Raw genomic sequence first — 15,257 nt, 5'->3', positions numbered from 1 at the left:
CCTCAAGGCCGAAACTTATTGCCCTTTAGGTTTCCGGCTTTTTTCGTCCTGATCTTTCTTATTAGAGAAGAATCTTTGAGCTTCCTGGATTTCTTCCCTGATGAGGGACATTTCCTCATCCAGCCTGAATGCAGCTTCAGCGGCTCTCATCAGTCTCGTTCTGATTTCATCTGGAAACTGGCCGCGGTATTTATAATTAAGAGAATGCTCAATTGTAGCCCAAAAATTCATCGCCAGTGTCCGAATTTGAATTTCAGCGAGAATGATTTTTTCCTCATGGACCATCTGGACGGGATACTCGATTACAACATGGTAAGAACGATATCCACTCGGTTTTTTGTGCGATATATAGTCCCTTTCTTCTACTATGCGAAAATCGTTTCTCGCCCTTAATAGGTTCACAACAGCATGGATATCCTCAACAAATTGGCACATTAACCGCATCCCGGCAATATCTTGCATTTCAGCACCAAGCTTATCCAGGGGAATCCCCTTTTCGTTCGCTTTATCCAATATACTGGCAATGGGTTTGACCCTTCCCGTCACAAACTCAATAGGGGAATGCGTCCGCTCCAGTTCATAGAGACCCCTCATCCCTTTAAGTTTGATCTTCAGCTCATCTACAGCCTGTTTATAAGGTCCCAAAAACTGTTCCCAATGATTCACTACATTCACCTCTTCTTACGATGGCTTATCAGATTATGTTAAAAAGATGCTCATGAAAGTCTTATCTTTCTATTACACTCTTTTCAGAAAGGCCGGGACTGTTTTAAAACTAGTGGATCTCCGCTCCAGGCGGACGACTCCGCGGGGCGGGCGGTGAGCCTCCTCGGCTGCGCCTGCGGGGTCTCACCTGTCCCGCTACTCCCGCAGGAGATCGTACGCCTTCCGCTCCAATCCTCCTACATTAAGGGGAACGAAGGTAAAAACGCATTCTAAAGCAAAAATAGAAAAAGCCTCTTAAATAGACTGGTTTCTCATTTATTGTTGCTTTTGTAAATATCCACAGTGCTGGATTCTCCCCTGATACAAAGATTTTTCTCTCTAAACGTGGAAGCAGCTCTTTGTTTCTTGCTTACCAAAATATATCCTGTGAATAATGGCGTTAACTTACGAAGTTCATATTATATAGCAACAGAGTTTACGAAAACATCCTTAAAAAAGTCTTTTGAATAGAACCTTCTTTTAGAAAAGTTCTCGTTCTCTTCAATCCAACCTTGAAAGCAGTTCCTGATAACCCATTTTTTCTTACACAATGTTAATCTCATTTTTGCAGCAGAGGAAAATCCTTAATGCTCTGCATGTTTAATCTAATGCGGTAAATCAGACTGATAGCTGTTCAAACCTTACCGCCTCTACTTTTGTCCCTGCCTACTCAGCCTTTTCTAAAAAGACTGATTCCACTTTCTTGACCATTTCATCTCCGTAATTGCTGTTGCCTTCTATGTTTTCAATCAGGTAGTCCAATTCATGGTGAAGTCCTTCTAATTCGAAGGTCGTTTCTCCAAGGTTTGCAACTACAGGTATATTCTGTTTAAATCCTTCCTTTAAGGCAGTCCAACATCCCTCTTGAATGTGCAGCAATACATAATCCTCATCAGATTCGGCCAGATATACGAATGAATAATTATCTGAGTCCACAATCACCTGACCTGCGGGTTTTAAATGTTGTTCGCTAAATCTTTCGCTGCTATGTAAGATTAATTTTTCTTCAAGAAGTTCAGCTCTCGTTAAATATATATTTTTTCTCATATGATATGTGATGCTCCTTTCAATGCTTTATGCCTCCTATTTTAACACATTCCCCCCCTTGCCATCTAAAGATTGAAGTCAGCCCCGTAGAAGGAGATAATGTATATGGAAGCAAGGACCTTGTATCTGTCTATTAAGACTTTGCTGCACCTTAAGGTATTTTGATTCCCGTTACAGGCGCTCCAGCCTTGCTGCCCATGTGTATCCAACGTATTCCGCTGCAGCCAATGATCCCAGAAGGTTACAGTAATCTATTTCTACTATACAAAATAGATTTTTGTAACCTTCTGGGAATGAAAAGATAAATAACACTATTTTTCACTAAATGGTTTTTGAAAGGAAGAGTGTAATGCCCGAAGAACTCGAGATAGAATTTAAAAACATGCTCACTCAAGGTGAATTCAACAATATTAAAGAATATTTTTCCTTCAATGATCACGATTTCGCCCTGCAAAAAAATCATTATTTTGATACACCTGCCAATGATTTGAGAGAGAAGCAGTGTGCTCTCCGTATTAGAGAAAAGAATGGCAAATTCGAGTTAACTTTGAAACAGCCTGCTCAGGAAGGATTGCTGGAAACAAACCAGGCTGTTACGGAGGAGGATTGCAGGACGATGCTGGCGGAAGGTTCTCTACCACCGGGAGAAGTTGAATCAGCTCTGAATAAATTGGGGGCAGCTGCAAAAACCTTCCATCACTTAGGAACCCTCTCAACCAACAGGGCAGAGTCCAGGTATAAAGATGGATTAATGGTACTCGATCATAGTTTTTATTTAAACAATGAAGATTTTGAGTTAGAATATGAAGTGAAAGATAGAGAATCAGGACAAGAAAAATTCCTGGATTTTCTTAAAACCATGAACATTCCTATTCGACAAGCCGATAATAAAATTAAAAGATTTCTTAAATCTGTAAATCCATATTGATAGTTCTTATAAAGGAGACACATAGTGATGAATGTGCAAGTGTTAAAAACAATGATCGAGCTGCAAGCTTTGCAGGGACTAAATTCCAGAAGTGATCAGTCAGTAACTCAAACCGGCTCTTCTCTGTTTCAGCAAATGCTCACCGAAACCCTTGCCAGCGGTTCCAATCAGCCTCAGCTTTCAAAACTTGGTTCAGTCAGCCAGATGATTCCGCTGCTTCATAATGGGAACAGTCTTGTGAGTAAAAGCGCAGCTTCTTATGTCACTAATGCCTCTTCCGTTTCGGCAAACAATGCTCCTGATCATTCGATACAGCAAATTATCAGCAGGGCAGCTGAAAAATACAATCTGCCTGTTAATTTGATCTCATCTGTCATCAAGCAGGAATCAAATTTCAATCCCAACGCTGTCAGCCATGCAGGAGCTTCCGGTTTAATGCAGCTTATGCCTGCCACCGCCCGCGGGCTTGGTGTCACAGATGTATTTGACCCGGAACAGAACGTTTTTGCAGGCACCAAATACCTTCGTCAAATGATGGACAAATATAATGGCAACCTTGAAATGGCACTGGCCGCTTATAATGCCGGTCCTGGAAACGTAGATAAATATAATGGGATTCCTCCATTTAAAGAAACGATCCAGTATGTACAAAAAGTGTCTCAACAGTATTATTCTTAAAAAAATTTATTCTCAATCTGCTCACAGGCGATGTGAGTTTTTTTTATGTGCAAATTTCAAACTAATCTCAGATTAAAAACGTCCAACCGGCCGAATTTTCCACCTCTATTGGCAGATACTAACTGAAATCGAGTCTTATGAATGCTATTTGTTTGAGATATTTTTCGGCGATTGCTAAAATAAAACAAACAATCAATGCAAAAAGGAGTCTACTTATGGAGAAACATAAGACGCCGTATGAAACAATTGGCGAAGAAAAGCTCTCAATGCTTGTAGATGCTTTTTATGCAAGAGTGGGGAACCATCCTGATTTAGTCCCTATATTTCCTAATGACCTGTCTGAAACCGCCAGAAAACAAAAGCAGTTCCTAACCCAGTATTTGGGCGGACCGCCTTTATATACTGAGGAACACGGCCATCCAATGATGCGCGCCAGACATTTACCTTTTGAGATAACACCAACAAGGGCAAAAGCATGGTTGAAGTGTATGAGTGAAGCCATGGACGAAACCGGTCTTGAGGGTCAATTCCGAGAAGAATTCTTTTCCAGGCTTGTGCTGACTGCCAGGCATATGGTCAACTCGCCAGACGGGACACAAGGTGAAGAAGATTGAGCAGCATGATTAATAACACAAACCTTCAAAGGTGCAAGCCAGACAAGAAGCCTTTAGAAATATATATGTTCATCGACCCTCTGTGCCCTGAATGCTGGGCATTGGAACCGATTCTAAAGAAGCTGCAGATTCAATATGGACAATATTTCAGGATTAAAAATGTTCTAAGCGGAAAATTAACCTCCCTGAATTTGTCTAATAAAAAGAAACAAGAAAACATCGCAAGCCAGTGGGAAAAGACCGCAAGCCGATCGGGTATGTCCTGCGACGGAAACCTTTGGTATGAAAATCCGATTGATTCTCCATATCTGGCTTCGATTGCCATTAAAGCTGCAGAATTGCAAGGCAGGCATGCAGGAACCCGTTTTTTCAGAAAACTGCAGGAGACTCTTTTTCTCGGAAAGCAAAACGTATCCAACCTTGAAGTTCTTACCGATATTGCCTCTAACAGCAAGCTTGACTTAAAGGAATTTCAAAGCGATATCCATTCCGAATCAGCTTCTAAAGCTTTTCAATGTGATTTAAAAATAACCGCTGAAATGGATGTTGAAGAAATACCAACAATGGTCTTTTTTAACGAAAACATTGAAGATGAAGGAATCAAAGTGACCGGAATGTATCCCTTCGAAGTGTATGTTCAAATATTGGAAGAGATGCTTTCAATCAGGCCGGAACCTCAACCCCTGCCGCCATTGGAACATTTTTTAGAGTACTACCAGATGGTCGCTACCAAAGAAATTTCAGTCGTGTATGACATGAGTATGCTTCAAGTTGAAAAAGATATGAAGAGGTGGATTCTGCAAAAGAAAGTTGAGAAAGTCACAGCCAAACACGGAACGTTCTGGCGGTACCTCTCTTCCTGATTGAAATCACCAGGAAAATTTCATATAGCCTCTTATCAAAATCTTCTGGGAAGCTAGAAATAAAAGAGGGTCCTGTACTTGAGATTTATCTGCAAGCAGTAATTTATCCGAAACAGCCTTCGCAGAAGATATATTGAAATAAGAATAAAAAGAAAACCCGTTATCCTGAGATAACGGGTTTTCTTATACAAACAAAGGGGATGGGAGAAATTTTTCACGGTCAAACAAAGGGGTATATGTTTGTTGTGATCAACTTCTTGTATTTAATATAGCATGGGACAACTTGTATGTGCAAGTTGTTTGTTTATTATTTCACAATATTGTCAAATTGTTTCTTTAAGCTGCTCTGCTTTAACGAAGCCACTGAAAAGTTCAGAAGAAAACAAAAGGCAGAATGGCTCACTAAAGAGCGATTCTGCCTTTTCACATCAGGTTTTATGAAAAAGTGTTGATTTCCGTTCCAGGTGCACGACTCCGCGGGGCGGGCGTTGAGCCTCCTGGGCTTTGCCTGCGGGATCTCACCTGTCCCGCTAGTCCCGCAGGAGGTCGCGCACCTTCCACTCCAATCAACGTTGAGAAAAAGAACGCTATTCGCGAATAAACCTTACTCTATAATAGAACCATCATTATAAGTGAGGGTCTCAAATGATACTAGATCTAACAATAATGTTCAGTAAGTATATAGATCTTTAAATATCGTAGTTCCTTAGGACAATATGCTCTCTAAAAAACAATTTAGTCGACTTATCCTTAATTTTCGGAAAGCTAAAGGATAAGTATTGTAAAGCATAAAGTTGATTTTTTTCCTTTTAGAGTCAGCTTTTGCTTTATTTATCAAAGTGATATTCTAAGAAAATAGCAGATATTTAGTTGCCTCGCTTCAACTTCGCCGCTCTTCACTATAAATTTTTTAAAACTTTCATAATTACTTTGGATATCCTGCTAAGAAAAAATAAAAGAATCCAAATGGAAGTCAGTGTCAGTATTCTTAAAATATCCCTCACCTTCATAGGTATGGAAACAAGCTTTAAAAATCATATAGTGGAGACAGCATGTATTTTCAGCAAAGTTTCTCATATAATTTATTGATACTCTTAAAAGGAGGCTCTTATCTATGAGTCCTAATCTGAAATTAATTCTTCTTATTTCGTTTATACTACTTTCCTTCATTCTTAATATTTTTGGGCTGATGTTTCTTTACCCCATTTATCTAACGTCTCCACTGCTCTTTATTTCGCTCCTTCTTCTTATGCAATTTCTTAATAATCGAAAGAGATTCAGAGGATTTTGACTGCAGCTGGAAATAGAGGATAGGTTAAACTTTTATGAATCTACCCTTGAGAATTTCTGCATTTCCATGTCATGATATATTCCACTTTGAATTCCCTTGTACCATAAGGGAAAAGGCAAAAGAGGCTGGGACAAAACCTTATAAAAAGCTCTTTTCAAAAGAATGTGTCTGAGTATAAAGAAAGGATTTCCGCTCCAGGTGCACGACTCCGCGGGGCGGGCGCTGAGCCTCCTCGGCTTTGCCTGCGGGGTCTCACCTGTCCCGCTAGTCCCGCAGGAGGTCGCACACCTTCCGCTCCAATCCGCCTACGATCAGGAACTGGCGGATAACCTAATCTAAAAAATAACATCTTTAAGGTGAGAGCCTACTAACAAAAATGAACCGCATGAGATCAAGTATATAACCTTGATCTCATGCGGTTTTATTTTTGATGATTTCTACTTGCATCAATTAGTTTTCTACTTTTGTCCCAGCCTCCTAATTTTTCTCTTGTATTTTGATCACAGATTAAGAAAGCAACTTTTCCATTTCATTCAGGTTTTCTTCAAAAACCTTCATCGCTTCTTCGATTGGCTGTGAAACAGTCATGTCAACCCCAGCTTTTTTCAGTACTTCGATCGGATAGTCAGAACTTCCGGACTTAAGGAATTCAATGTATCTTTCAACTGCCGGCTGTCCTTCTTCCAGGATTTGCTTGCTTAATGCTGTTGCTGCACTGAAGCCTGTCGCATACTGATACACATAATAATTGTAATAGAAGTGTGGAATCCGTGCCCATTCAAGACCGATTTCTTCGTCGATTTCAATGTCTTCTTCCCCAAAGTACTTCTTATTCAATTCATAGTATTCCTTTGAAAGCATTTCTGCAGTCAACGCTTCGCCTTCTTGTGCCTTCTTATGAATGATGTGTTCGAATTCAGCAAACATTGTCTGACGGAATACAGTACCTCTGAATCCTTCCAAATAGTGATTAAGAAGATACAAACGCTTTTTCTCATCATCAATATTATTCACTAAATAATTATTTAATAGCGCTTCATTACAAGTAGAGGCCACCTCAGCAACAAAGATTGAATAATTGCCGTATGGATAAGGCTGCGCCTTCCTCGTGTAATAACTGTGAACACTATGTCCGAACTCATGCGCAAGTGTGAACAAGTTATTGACATTGTCCTGCCAGTTCATAAGGATATAAGGATTCGTACCATATGTTCCCGACGAATAGGCACCGCTTCTCTTTCCTTTGTTCTCTAAGACGTCTACCCAGCGGTTCTCAAAGCCCTCTTTCAAGACGTTCATATATTCTTCACCAAGCGGAGTAAGGCCATTAAGAATCATATCTTTGGCTTCTTCGTACGGGATATCCATTTTCACTTCTTTAACCAGCGGAGTGTACAAGTCATACATGTGAAGCTTTTCCAGTCCCAATACTTTTTTCCGCAATTTGATATAACGGTGAAGCAGGTGCAGGTTATCATTAACGGTTTTGACGAGATTTTCATAAACCGTTTCCGGGATATTATTAGCAGACAGTGCAGCATGTCGGGCAGAATCATAGTTTCTTACTTCTGCGCTGAAATTATCTTTTTTTACTGTACCGCTTAATGTACTTGAAAATGTATTCTGGAATTTTCCATAGGTTTTATAGACAGCCTTGAATGCCTCTTCCCTTACCCGGCGGTCATCGCTCTCAAGAAAACGAATATATCGGCCATGCGTGATCTCGACTTCTTCTCCATTTTCATCAGTGATTGTTGGAAATTCCATATCAGCATTATTCAACATTCCGAATGTATTCGCTGAGGCACCCAGTACTTCGGATGCCTGGGCAAGAAGCGCCTCTTGTTCGGCAGATAAAATGTGAGGGCGCTGAAGATTAATTTCTTCAAGAGCATGCCTGTACAGGTGAAGCTCTTTGTTTTCTTCCAGGAAGCTGTTCAGCCTGTCTTCATCAATTGCCAGGATTTCAGGCACCAGAAAAGCAAATGAACTGGAAAGCTGAGTATATAAGCTTTTTGCTCTGTCATCGAGCCCTTGATAATAGGAATTAGTCGTATCCTGGTCGTATCTCATGTGGGAATAGGCGTACAGTCTCCCCATTCTCTCGGATATTTCATCCTGGAATTTCAGAGCTTTATAAAGGTGACCGGCACTTTCAGAAAGTGTACCTTTATAATCCCCTGCCCCTTTTATCATTTCTTGTACCTCTTTAAATTCTTTTTCCCATACTTTATCATCAGCAAAAATATCTTCAAGTCTCCAAGTCAGTTCTTCCTTGATATCCTTACGGTTAGGAAGACTCTTTACAGCTGTTTCATTTGTCATATGTATCCTCCATTCTTTCGCTATTCGAATTAATCCTTTCTTCTTACATTCTCTATCAAAAAAGAAAATCCTGCAAGAAATGGATGATTTCGATAAGAAATCAATTCCTTGCCTTAAAAAAACTTTTAACTTTATTTAGTATGTGTTCCTGTCACATAATATTCTTCGTTCCTGATTTCTTTTATTATGCCTCTTTTAACTAGAATCATTAAGTATTCTTTCAGTGCCTCCACTTTCATTTCTTCTCTAACAAGCGGAAGACTTCTGCAGCGGATAAACCCCGAGCTCATTCTCCTTAGAAAAAAGTTGTACAACTCCCAAAATCTAACTATGGAACCCTTTGATTTCTTTCTAAACCCATCATTCCAAACGTAATACTGCCATTCGATCGGGTGGCTTATAAAAAGCAGCGTATGTTCTGTCGGAACACCTATGAAGTCCGGTATGCTCAATAGATGGTCCCTGTTTAAATAAAGAGCTTTTAAGAACCGGTCATTTACCCCGCTGTTATACATCAATTTATTTTTGATCCAGGTATCATTTGAGTTTCGGTAAACTTCGAATTGCAAATTTTTCTTGTTTTTAAAAGGGAGTTGAAATGGAAATAGGACGGAAGTAAGGGGAAGAATGATTACTTCAGAAGTGAATAGTCTGGCGGAAAGAGATGTAAGGTTGTAATAAAAGAGCATACTTTCTTTATCAGCATCTAAATATGAGATCCAGTAACCTGCATGGGGACTATAGCGGATGAATTGCTGCTGCCAATGGGGTAAGGAAATTCGCGGACCTGCTCCTTTCATGTTAATCCTGCTGCCTAAGATCCAGACTGGTTCAATGCCTTTATTCTGATAGCCTTTTGTCCTGACAAGAAAATCATCGCTGCTGATAGCCGCACATTGAAATTCGACAGCATAGCTTTTGTCCTTCAACGAGATATAGACATCTGGCCTCTGTTGAATAGAGGGCAGGTACTGTTCTAATGAAACTGTGGAAATAAGAGAAGAAAAATGTTGGAATAGAAGTTTTTTCCTTTCATATGAATGGATGTTTCCGGCTCAGTGCTGCCTCCACAGTCCGTCCCTGAAAGGTGTGCAAAATGGGGGATTTTGATTTCGCCCGCTTTAATGATTACGGGGGAATGGCATTCGGGGCAATAGAACTTGCACCCTTTTAAATCTGCGACCTCTTGATCTGAAAGGCGGATTAATGTAGTCCACTGCAGATTTTTGTCTAATGCGGTCAGCATTTGTTCACCTCCTGTTAATATATTCTTCGAGGTTGGAGGCTTATTTCCTTTTTTAAGAGTGGTCATTTTTATGAAAAGTTGTTGTAATGCGACTTCAAACTAATTCTCTAAAAGCAGGGTTAATGAATATACACTTATTCTATACTTGGATAATACAGTGGTGAGAACCTCTTAGGAACAATGGGAAATGACAAAAAATAAACGCACTCTCCAAAGAGAATGCGTATTAATTAATAATTCAACTGAAATGTTTAGCAGTCGTTTTGAAAACATCCTCATCCATAATTGTTGTTCCATACTCAATCAAACGGTGGACTGTAAGGCTTGATTCATTTCCATACTCAAGCATAATGCTTAACACATTATCGATTTCTTCTTCTGTAAAGTACTCATCAGAAAATTCAATATGAACGTAATAAGTACCTTCAAAGGAAAACAACTTGGTGGATAGATGCTCATAATCGGACACACTCATCTTCTTCGATAGAGAGATAACATCTTCAAACTCTTTGAACTTAATCGTGAATTCCAAAGATCCTTCATCTTCATTTTGATCCTGTTTCAGCTGAAAATGTTCATCAAGGAAATCTTCTATACGTTCATCCACAGGGAGGTCCTTGATTTTGTCCTCTGGGATAGGCAGTTCGAACTTCTGTCCATCCTTGGTGACTTGCGCCCTTGTGACAAGTACTTCCAATCCTTTATCAAGAGCTTGTACCTGGATCCATAAAGGGCCTTCAATAGTGAAGTTCTCTTCCTGGTGGACTTCATCCATCATCTCCCAGAATAATTCTTCACTTCGTTCCCTGTTGTACCATATTTCTTCTCGGTCAAAGCCTCTTTCTTCTATATCGCCATATGAAATGTAAAACTTTACTGTGTTATCATTTATACGTTCTATCTCCATCAAACACCTCTCCCTTCTGTTCAATGTTGGTGAAGGGACTGCACCCCTGAGCACTAGCTCTGATAATTGATGTAGGCTGTTCACATTAATGGCAGAGGCTTTTCAATTCTAATATAAAGAAAGCTTGCCATAAAAGAATGTGATGATTATTGAATGTTGAATTAGTTTATACCTTGTACTCCTATTTTATGATAAAACATATAGAAATGGAATTAAAAATGTGCCTATTTTTCAATACTGAGAATACTACTATACAATCCAGTGTTTTGGTTATTTTAGCTCATACCCATTGAGAATTCAAGTTTTTAGTTTCTCCTTATGTTAATCAATAACCTTAGGAAGGCCATTTAAAACCTTTATATACTCTCGATGAAAAAAAAGACCTCCATGCATGAGCATGAAGGAGATAAATAGATATATTAGTTGACCATTCGCTGAGCTTCAAGCAACTGGAAAGTACGCACTTTTCGTGGCAGGAATCGACGGATTTCGTCTTCGTTATATCCTACTTGAAGTCTTTTTTCATCCATGATGATCGGTCTGCGGAGCAAACCAGGATTTTGCTGGATCAATTCGAAAAGGTTTTGCAAAGGCAGAGCGTCAAGTTCAACATTCAATTTTTGGAATGTCTTTGAACGGGTAGAGATAATTTCATCTGTTCCATCCTCAGTCATTCTCAAAATTTCTTTGATCTCGTCAATACTCAATGGTTCCGAGAATACATTTCTCTCTTTATATGGAATTTCATGATCTTCTAACCAAGCTTTCGCCTTCCGGCAGGATGTACAACTAGGTGAAGTGAACAAAGTTACCATGAACCATTCACACTCCCTTATATTATTAAGACTTTTTATTCACATGTAGAGTTTTCTCTAATTAACTTTCTCATTTAATAATTAGTTTAAAGAAGAAATCTCTATTATGTATTATACATGAAAATAACTAAAATGAATATAGTTTTAAATAAATTGTCAACTTTGAATACAAAAGTTATACAAATTGTAAGTACTACTTAACATATACCCGAGCGTCAAACCTTTAAACCTTAAAACCAAAAATTTATTTAGATTTTCAAATTGCTTCAGGTTTTATAAAAAACTTATACATTTAAAAGGCATCCTTAATATCAACGTGATAGCCATCCTTATCAAAAGGCTCTTTTCTATTGCTGCTTTTGAAAATCGAATAAAAGGAAAGCCCTCTTATTTCTTTAAGGCTGTTTTCGCAAAGCTTGTTGCTGTTTTTAGAGTAATGGATTTCCGCTCCAGGCGCACGACTCCGCGGGGCAGGCGTTGAGCCTCCTCGGCTTCATAAAAAGCGGAAGCGGCCGTTCAGCACCGTACGGATTTAAGGGCTCCTGAATGAGATAAAGGAATCACGAAGAGCGACAGCGATTCGATGATGACTTATCGCAAGGAAGGAGACAGTAATCCGCTAGGTGCTGGCCGCTGGAACTGGATTCGCCTGCGGGGTCTCACCTGTCCCGCTAGTCCCGCAGGAGGTCGCACGCCTTCCGCTCCAATCGTTCTATGTAAAATGTTGAGGAGGATAAAATAGCAACAATCTCTTAGAAAAGAGCCTTCTTTAAAAACATTTGCCTGTAGGGATCTGTCAGGGCGCTTAGCAGGACAGGATGCTCAACGCCAACCCCGCAAAGCCACAATCCTTGAGCGAAAATCCATTACTTTTAAAAATCAAACAGAAAAACCTTATTGTTGAACAATAAGGTCATTTAGTGGTCAAATATCTTTCAAGATATCTGTATCTCTACCGTCTTCAATATTCAATACTTCCTCTGCTGGCTGATAAGACGCACCATAAAACTTAGTGTCTTTATATGTGTGAATCAGCTCATAGGTTTTGACCATGGATTCATATACCATCTCTTCTGATTCATTGCCGGGTGCCCAATAGAGGATTTCCATCTCATTAATTTCATTGGTCGCAAGAGATCTGCGGCGGTACCCAATGCTAGAAGCATGTTCAAAGCCTTCCCTTTTATAAAACTTCAAACGTTTCTCAGAATCGGTATCTTCATAATCCACCGGTTCAACTTCAAGGATGATGGCTTTGCCTTTCTTCTTCAACTTCTCGATTAACTGATGTCCTAACCCCTGTCCTCTGGCTTTAGAAGAAACAAACAGATAATCAATAAAAATGAACTTTTCCAGCTCAGCGTACATCAGTACATGAAGTTCGTCTTCATCTTTGTGATAAATGTCGCTTCGTTCTTTGAGCAGGGTTTCCATATGTTCCTTAGATTTCATTTCTTCCACTGGGAAATATTGATTTAACTTCTCATACCAATGCATTGATCTACTCCTTTTGTTATCAATTAAGTCAACTATTTTCGCCAAACTACTTACTACTCAATTCATAAATACTATACCCTTAAAGATTATAAACAACAGCAGCTAAGTCATGTACTTAATTGTATTTTGGGATTTTCAATTGCTTTCAAGAAGTTGTGAAAGCGTAAGTGGGAAAAAGTGGATGTTAAGCGGTATTCTTACCAATTTAATTGTATCGTATTGAGAACAAAAGTCAAATGAGAACCAACTCTTTCTCATTTAGTGCCTACTTTCTTCAACACTATCTAGGTCAGCTGAGGAACATTAAGCCATCAAAATATTCTCGGTTCCATTAACGGTTTATCGCAAATCTTTCACCTTTCCTCCTCTCGTTACCATGCCTCAACACAAGGACATTACTATGTGTCTGCTTAATAATTAAATTGTTTTAATTAGGCTTTTACCGCAAATATTGTGTTGTTTTAAAAGTATGGATTTCCGCTTCAGGCGCGCGACTCCGCCGGGCGGGCGTTGAGCCTCCTCGGCTTCGACTGCATAAAAAGTGGAAGCGCCCTGGTCAGGTCAGACCCGACAGGCAAATGTTCTCAAGAGAAAAAAATGCGCACTTTCCTTTTATTCTCTTGAGGTTCTTTGACCCCGAGGGGCTGGGCGCTGGAACTGGATTGGGGGTTACGTTCCAGTGGGTACGTAACCTTGTTCTCACCTGTCCCGCTAGTCCCGCAGGAGGACGCCTTCCGATCCAATCTTTCTAAGGGGATAAGTATTAATTAGCATATAGAAGCAAATTTTTTTAGAATGGCTGTTGTAACAAATAAAATCGGGTTTTAAAAAATCCCCTGGAGCCGAGCCGGAATTACCCTCCGGATATTAGAATGCTCTATTTAACATGGAGGGAACAGCTCTTTTCTCATAAACTGTTGCTTTCGAGAAAACCACAAAACCGGATTTTTCTCCGAATGCCAGAGTTATTCTCTTTATTCGGGATGAGGAGCTCTCTTCTTTTTAACTTACCAGGATATTTTAGTGGCATTAGCGCATTAGCTTATCAAATCCATGATTAAAAGCAACAAAGTTTTCAAAAAAAGCCATAAAAAAGGCAGCAGGAAGTCCTGCTGCATTAGTGGCATTAGGGTGTAAAATCAGCACTTTCAGTATAATTATTACCTGCATTCCAAAGTAGATATTCATTGATCCCTTGATCTTGAAGAGCTTTAATTTGAGCTTCCACTTCAGCTTTTCCATATTCCATATAATTCCCTGCACCCAGCCATGAAGCTGTGAAATCCTGCAGCCATGGACGCGAAACAGGCGGGTTTTCCAATTCGCCAAGTTTGGTGTTTTCCAGCTTAGCATATTCAGAGATCAGATTGTAAGGCTCTAAATCTGGTTTGGCAATGCCGAAATAAGAAGTCCAATGACTTGGATAAATCATGGATGAAATAACATCTACGTGTTCGGAAATCTTTGTAAAGTTCTGGCCAATCCCCGGTGCTTCAGGCAAAGTTGCTGTGTAGCCGAAGATATCCACAGATACATCAACATCATATGGTTCAAGCTGTTCTTTTGCATAGGCTACGAAATCCGTAACTGCATGCACTCTTTTTTGGACATTGTCTTCATCCATCTCTGCATATTCACCCATACTGTACTTTAGTTCTGTATCCCTCTTTTCAAAACCTTCGGGAAACCGTACATAATCAAACTGTATTTCCTGGAAACCCATTTTAGCCGCTTCTATAGCAATACCAACATTATAATCCCAAACTTCTTTAAGGAATGGATTTACAAATGATTCACCGCTTCCATTCGCCCAAACTTCGTTTCCTTCCATATACGATAACTCTGGTTTTGACTTGGACAATACAGAGTCCTTGAAAACCACCACACGTGCAATAGGATAAATTTCTTCTTCTTCCAGTCTTTCCAGCATTGCTCTAGGGTCCTTAATATATGACTTTCCTATGTCTTTGTATTCTGACTTTTCATCTTGATAAGTGATATTACCCCAGTCATCCTTTACATCGATGACCATGGAATTAAGATCGGTTTTGTCCATTAAGTCTATCAGACTCTCAAAACGGCTTCCGCCAGCTGAGTGTCCTGTAACATAAACTCCCCTTACAGCATCCGGATATGTAAATTCCAAACCACTATCATAAAAAAACGGGAAAGCTGCTGAGGGATGGTCTTTTGTTTTAGGCTCAAATCTAAAGTGTGATGTTTTTGGACTTTTGACTCATTTGCTTCTTCTGCACCTGCAGTATTAAACGGCAGAAGACAGAGTGCCGATATCCCTGCAGCTGTCAGTACGTTTCTTAAATTCAAAATTAACCTCTCCTCT

Annotated in this window: 12 protein-coding genes and 1 pseudogene; 4 read left to right on the top strand and 9 right to left on the bottom strand. The window is 39.6% G+C overall.

The genetic code is table 11. The features are described from left to right. Positions 1-15: 15 nt before the first annotated feature. Together yjbM and B9Z54_RS22095 are read right to left on the bottom strand one after the other, a co-directional pair. Positions 16-666 (bottom strand): GTP diphosphokinase, encoded by a 651-nt coding sequence (gene yjbM / locus B9Z54_RS22100; protein ID WP_113930513.1) that lies wholly within the window; start codon positions 664-666, stop codon positions 16-18. Between the two features lie 705 nt (positions 667-1,371). Continuing rightward, complete coding sequence (locus B9Z54_RS22095) at positions 1,372-1,752, bottom strand: UPF0738 family protein (protein ID WP_113930512.1); 381 nt, start codon at positions 1,750-1,752, stop codon at positions 1,372-1,374. Between the two features lie 349 nt (positions 1,753-2,101). On the opposite strand from B9Z54_RS22095, the gene B9Z54_RS22090 reads away from it, so the two are divergent. The 4 genes from B9Z54_RS22090 (at position 2,102) to B9Z54_RS22075 (ending at position 4,835) form a co-directional block, all read left to right on the top strand. Then, on the top strand, positions 2,102-2,680 hold the full coding sequence (locus B9Z54_RS22090; protein WP_113930511.1) for a CYTH domain-containing protein: 579 nt from the start codon (positions 2,102-2,104) through the stop codon (positions 2,678-2,680). A gap of 27 nt (positions 2,681-2,707) precedes the next feature. Beyond that, positions 2,708-3,358: a lytic transglycosylase domain-containing protein gene (locus B9Z54_RS22085; protein WP_113930510.1), complete on the top strand. Its 651-nt coding sequence runs from the start codon at positions 2,708-2,710 to the stop codon at positions 3,356-3,358. A gap of 215 nt (positions 3,359-3,573) precedes the next feature. After that, positions 3,574-3,972, top strand: a complete 399-nt coding sequence (locus tag B9Z54_RS22080; RefSeq protein WP_113930509.1) for a globin domain-containing protein — start codon at positions 3,574-3,576, stop codon at positions 3,970-3,972. 5 nt (positions 3,973-3,977) lie between these two features. Then, entirely contained in the window at positions 3,978-4,835 is an 858-nt protein-coding gene (locus B9Z54_RS22075) for a ClpXP adapter SpxH family protein (RefSeq protein ID WP_187444481.1), read from the top strand. Between the two features lie 1,798 nt (positions 4,836-6,633). Here B9Z54_RS22075 and pepF read toward each other — a convergent pair. The 7 genes and pseudogenes from pepF to B9Z54_RS22030 all read right to left on the bottom strand — a co-directional run bounded on the left by pepF (position 6,634) and on the right by B9Z54_RS22030 (position 15,223). Next, on the bottom strand, positions 6,634-8,451 hold the full coding sequence (gene pepF, locus B9Z54_RS22065; RefSeq protein ID WP_113930507.1) for an oligoendopeptidase F: 1,818 nt from the start codon (positions 8,449-8,451) through the stop codon (positions 6,634-6,636). A 131-nt stretch (positions 8,452-8,582) separates the two neighbouring features. Continuing rightward, a complete protein-coding gene (locus B9Z54_RS22060) occupies positions 8,583-9,446 on the bottom strand; it encodes a competence protein CoiA family protein (RefSeq protein WP_481747816.1) in 864 nt (287 codons plus the stop codon). After that, positions 9,428-9,697, bottom strand: a complete 270-nt coding sequence (locus tag B9Z54_RS26780) for a competence protein CoiA family protein (RefSeq protein WP_162785330.1) — start codon at positions 9,695-9,697, stop codon at positions 9,428-9,430. The genes B9Z54_RS22060 and B9Z54_RS26780 overlap by 19 nt, the downstream gene beginning before the upstream one ends. 238 nt (positions 9,698-9,935) lie before the next feature. Beyond that, positions 9,936-10,604 (bottom strand): adaptor protein MecA, encoded by a 669-nt coding sequence (gene mecA, locus B9Z54_RS22050; protein ID WP_113930504.1) that lies wholly within the window; start codon positions 10,602-10,604, stop codon positions 9,936-9,938. A gap of 419 nt (positions 10,605-11,023) precedes the next feature. Beyond that, the gene (gene spxA / locus B9Z54_RS22045) at positions 11,024-11,419 is read right to left on the bottom strand and encodes a transcriptional regulator SpxA (protein WP_113930503.1); all 396 of its coding nucleotides are present in this window, start codon (positions 11,417-11,419) and stop codon (positions 11,024-11,026) included. Between the two features lie 924 nt (positions 11,420-12,343). Further along, positions 12,344-12,916: a GNAT family N-acetyltransferase gene (locus B9Z54_RS22040; protein WP_113930502.1), complete on the bottom strand. Its 573-nt coding sequence runs from the start codon at positions 12,914-12,916 to the stop codon at positions 12,344-12,346. Between the two features lie 1,126 nt (positions 12,917-14,042). Continuing rightward, a pseudogene (locus tag B9Z54_RS22030) lies at positions 14,043-15,223 on the bottom strand (putative glycoside hydrolase). Between the last annotated feature and the right edge of the window lie 34 nt (positions 15,224-15,257).

Source organism: Bacillus sp. P14.5 (assembly GCF_003316765.1).
In the GTDB taxonomy this organism is placed as follows: domain Bacteria; phylum Bacillota; class Bacilli; order Bacillales; family Bacillaceae_B; genus Rossellomorea.
The sequence above is the reverse complement of the archived record's forward strand: the minus strand, read 5'-3'. Positions and strand labels throughout refer to the sequence as shown.

Bases quoted from the DNA above. Each gene is read 5' to 3' on its own strand.
- B9Z54_RS22095 (WP_113930512.1), bottom strand. From the start codon at position 1,752: ATGAGAAAAAATATATATTTAACGAGAGCTGAACTTCTTGAAGAAAAA.
- B9Z54_RS22090 (WP_113930511.1), top strand. From the start codon at position 2,102: ATGCCCGAAGAACTCGAGATAGAATTTAAAAACATGCTCACTCAAGGT.
- B9Z54_RS22085 (WP_113930510.1), top strand. From the start codon at position 2,708: ATGAATGTGCAAGTGTTAAAAACAATGATCGAGCTGCAAGCTTTGCAG.
- B9Z54_RS22080 (WP_113930509.1), top strand. From the start codon at position 3,574: ATGGAGAAACATAAGACGCCGTATGAAACAATTGGCGAAGAAAAGCTC.
- B9Z54_RS22075 (WP_187444481.1), top strand. From the start codon at position 3,978: ATGATTAATAACACAAACCTTCAAAGGTGCAAGCCAGACAAGAAGCCT.
- pepF (WP_113930507.1), bottom strand. From the start codon at position 8,451: ATGACAAATGAAACAGCTGTAAAGAGTCTTCCTAACCGTAAGGATATC.
- B9Z54_RS26780 (WP_162785330.1), bottom strand. From the start codon at position 9,697: ATGCTGACCGCATTAGACAAAAATCTGCAGTGGACTACATTAATCCGC.
- mecA (WP_113930504.1), bottom strand. From the start codon at position 10,604: ATGGAGATAGAACGTATAAATGATAACACAGTAAAGTTTTACATTTCA.
- spxA (WP_113930503.1), bottom strand. From the start codon at position 11,419: ATGGTAACTTTGTTCACTTCACCTAGTTGTACATCCTGCCGGAAGGCG.
- B9Z54_RS22040 (WP_113930502.1), bottom strand. From the start codon at position 12,916: ATGCATTGGTATGAGAAGTTAAATCAATATTTCCCAGTGGAAGAAATG.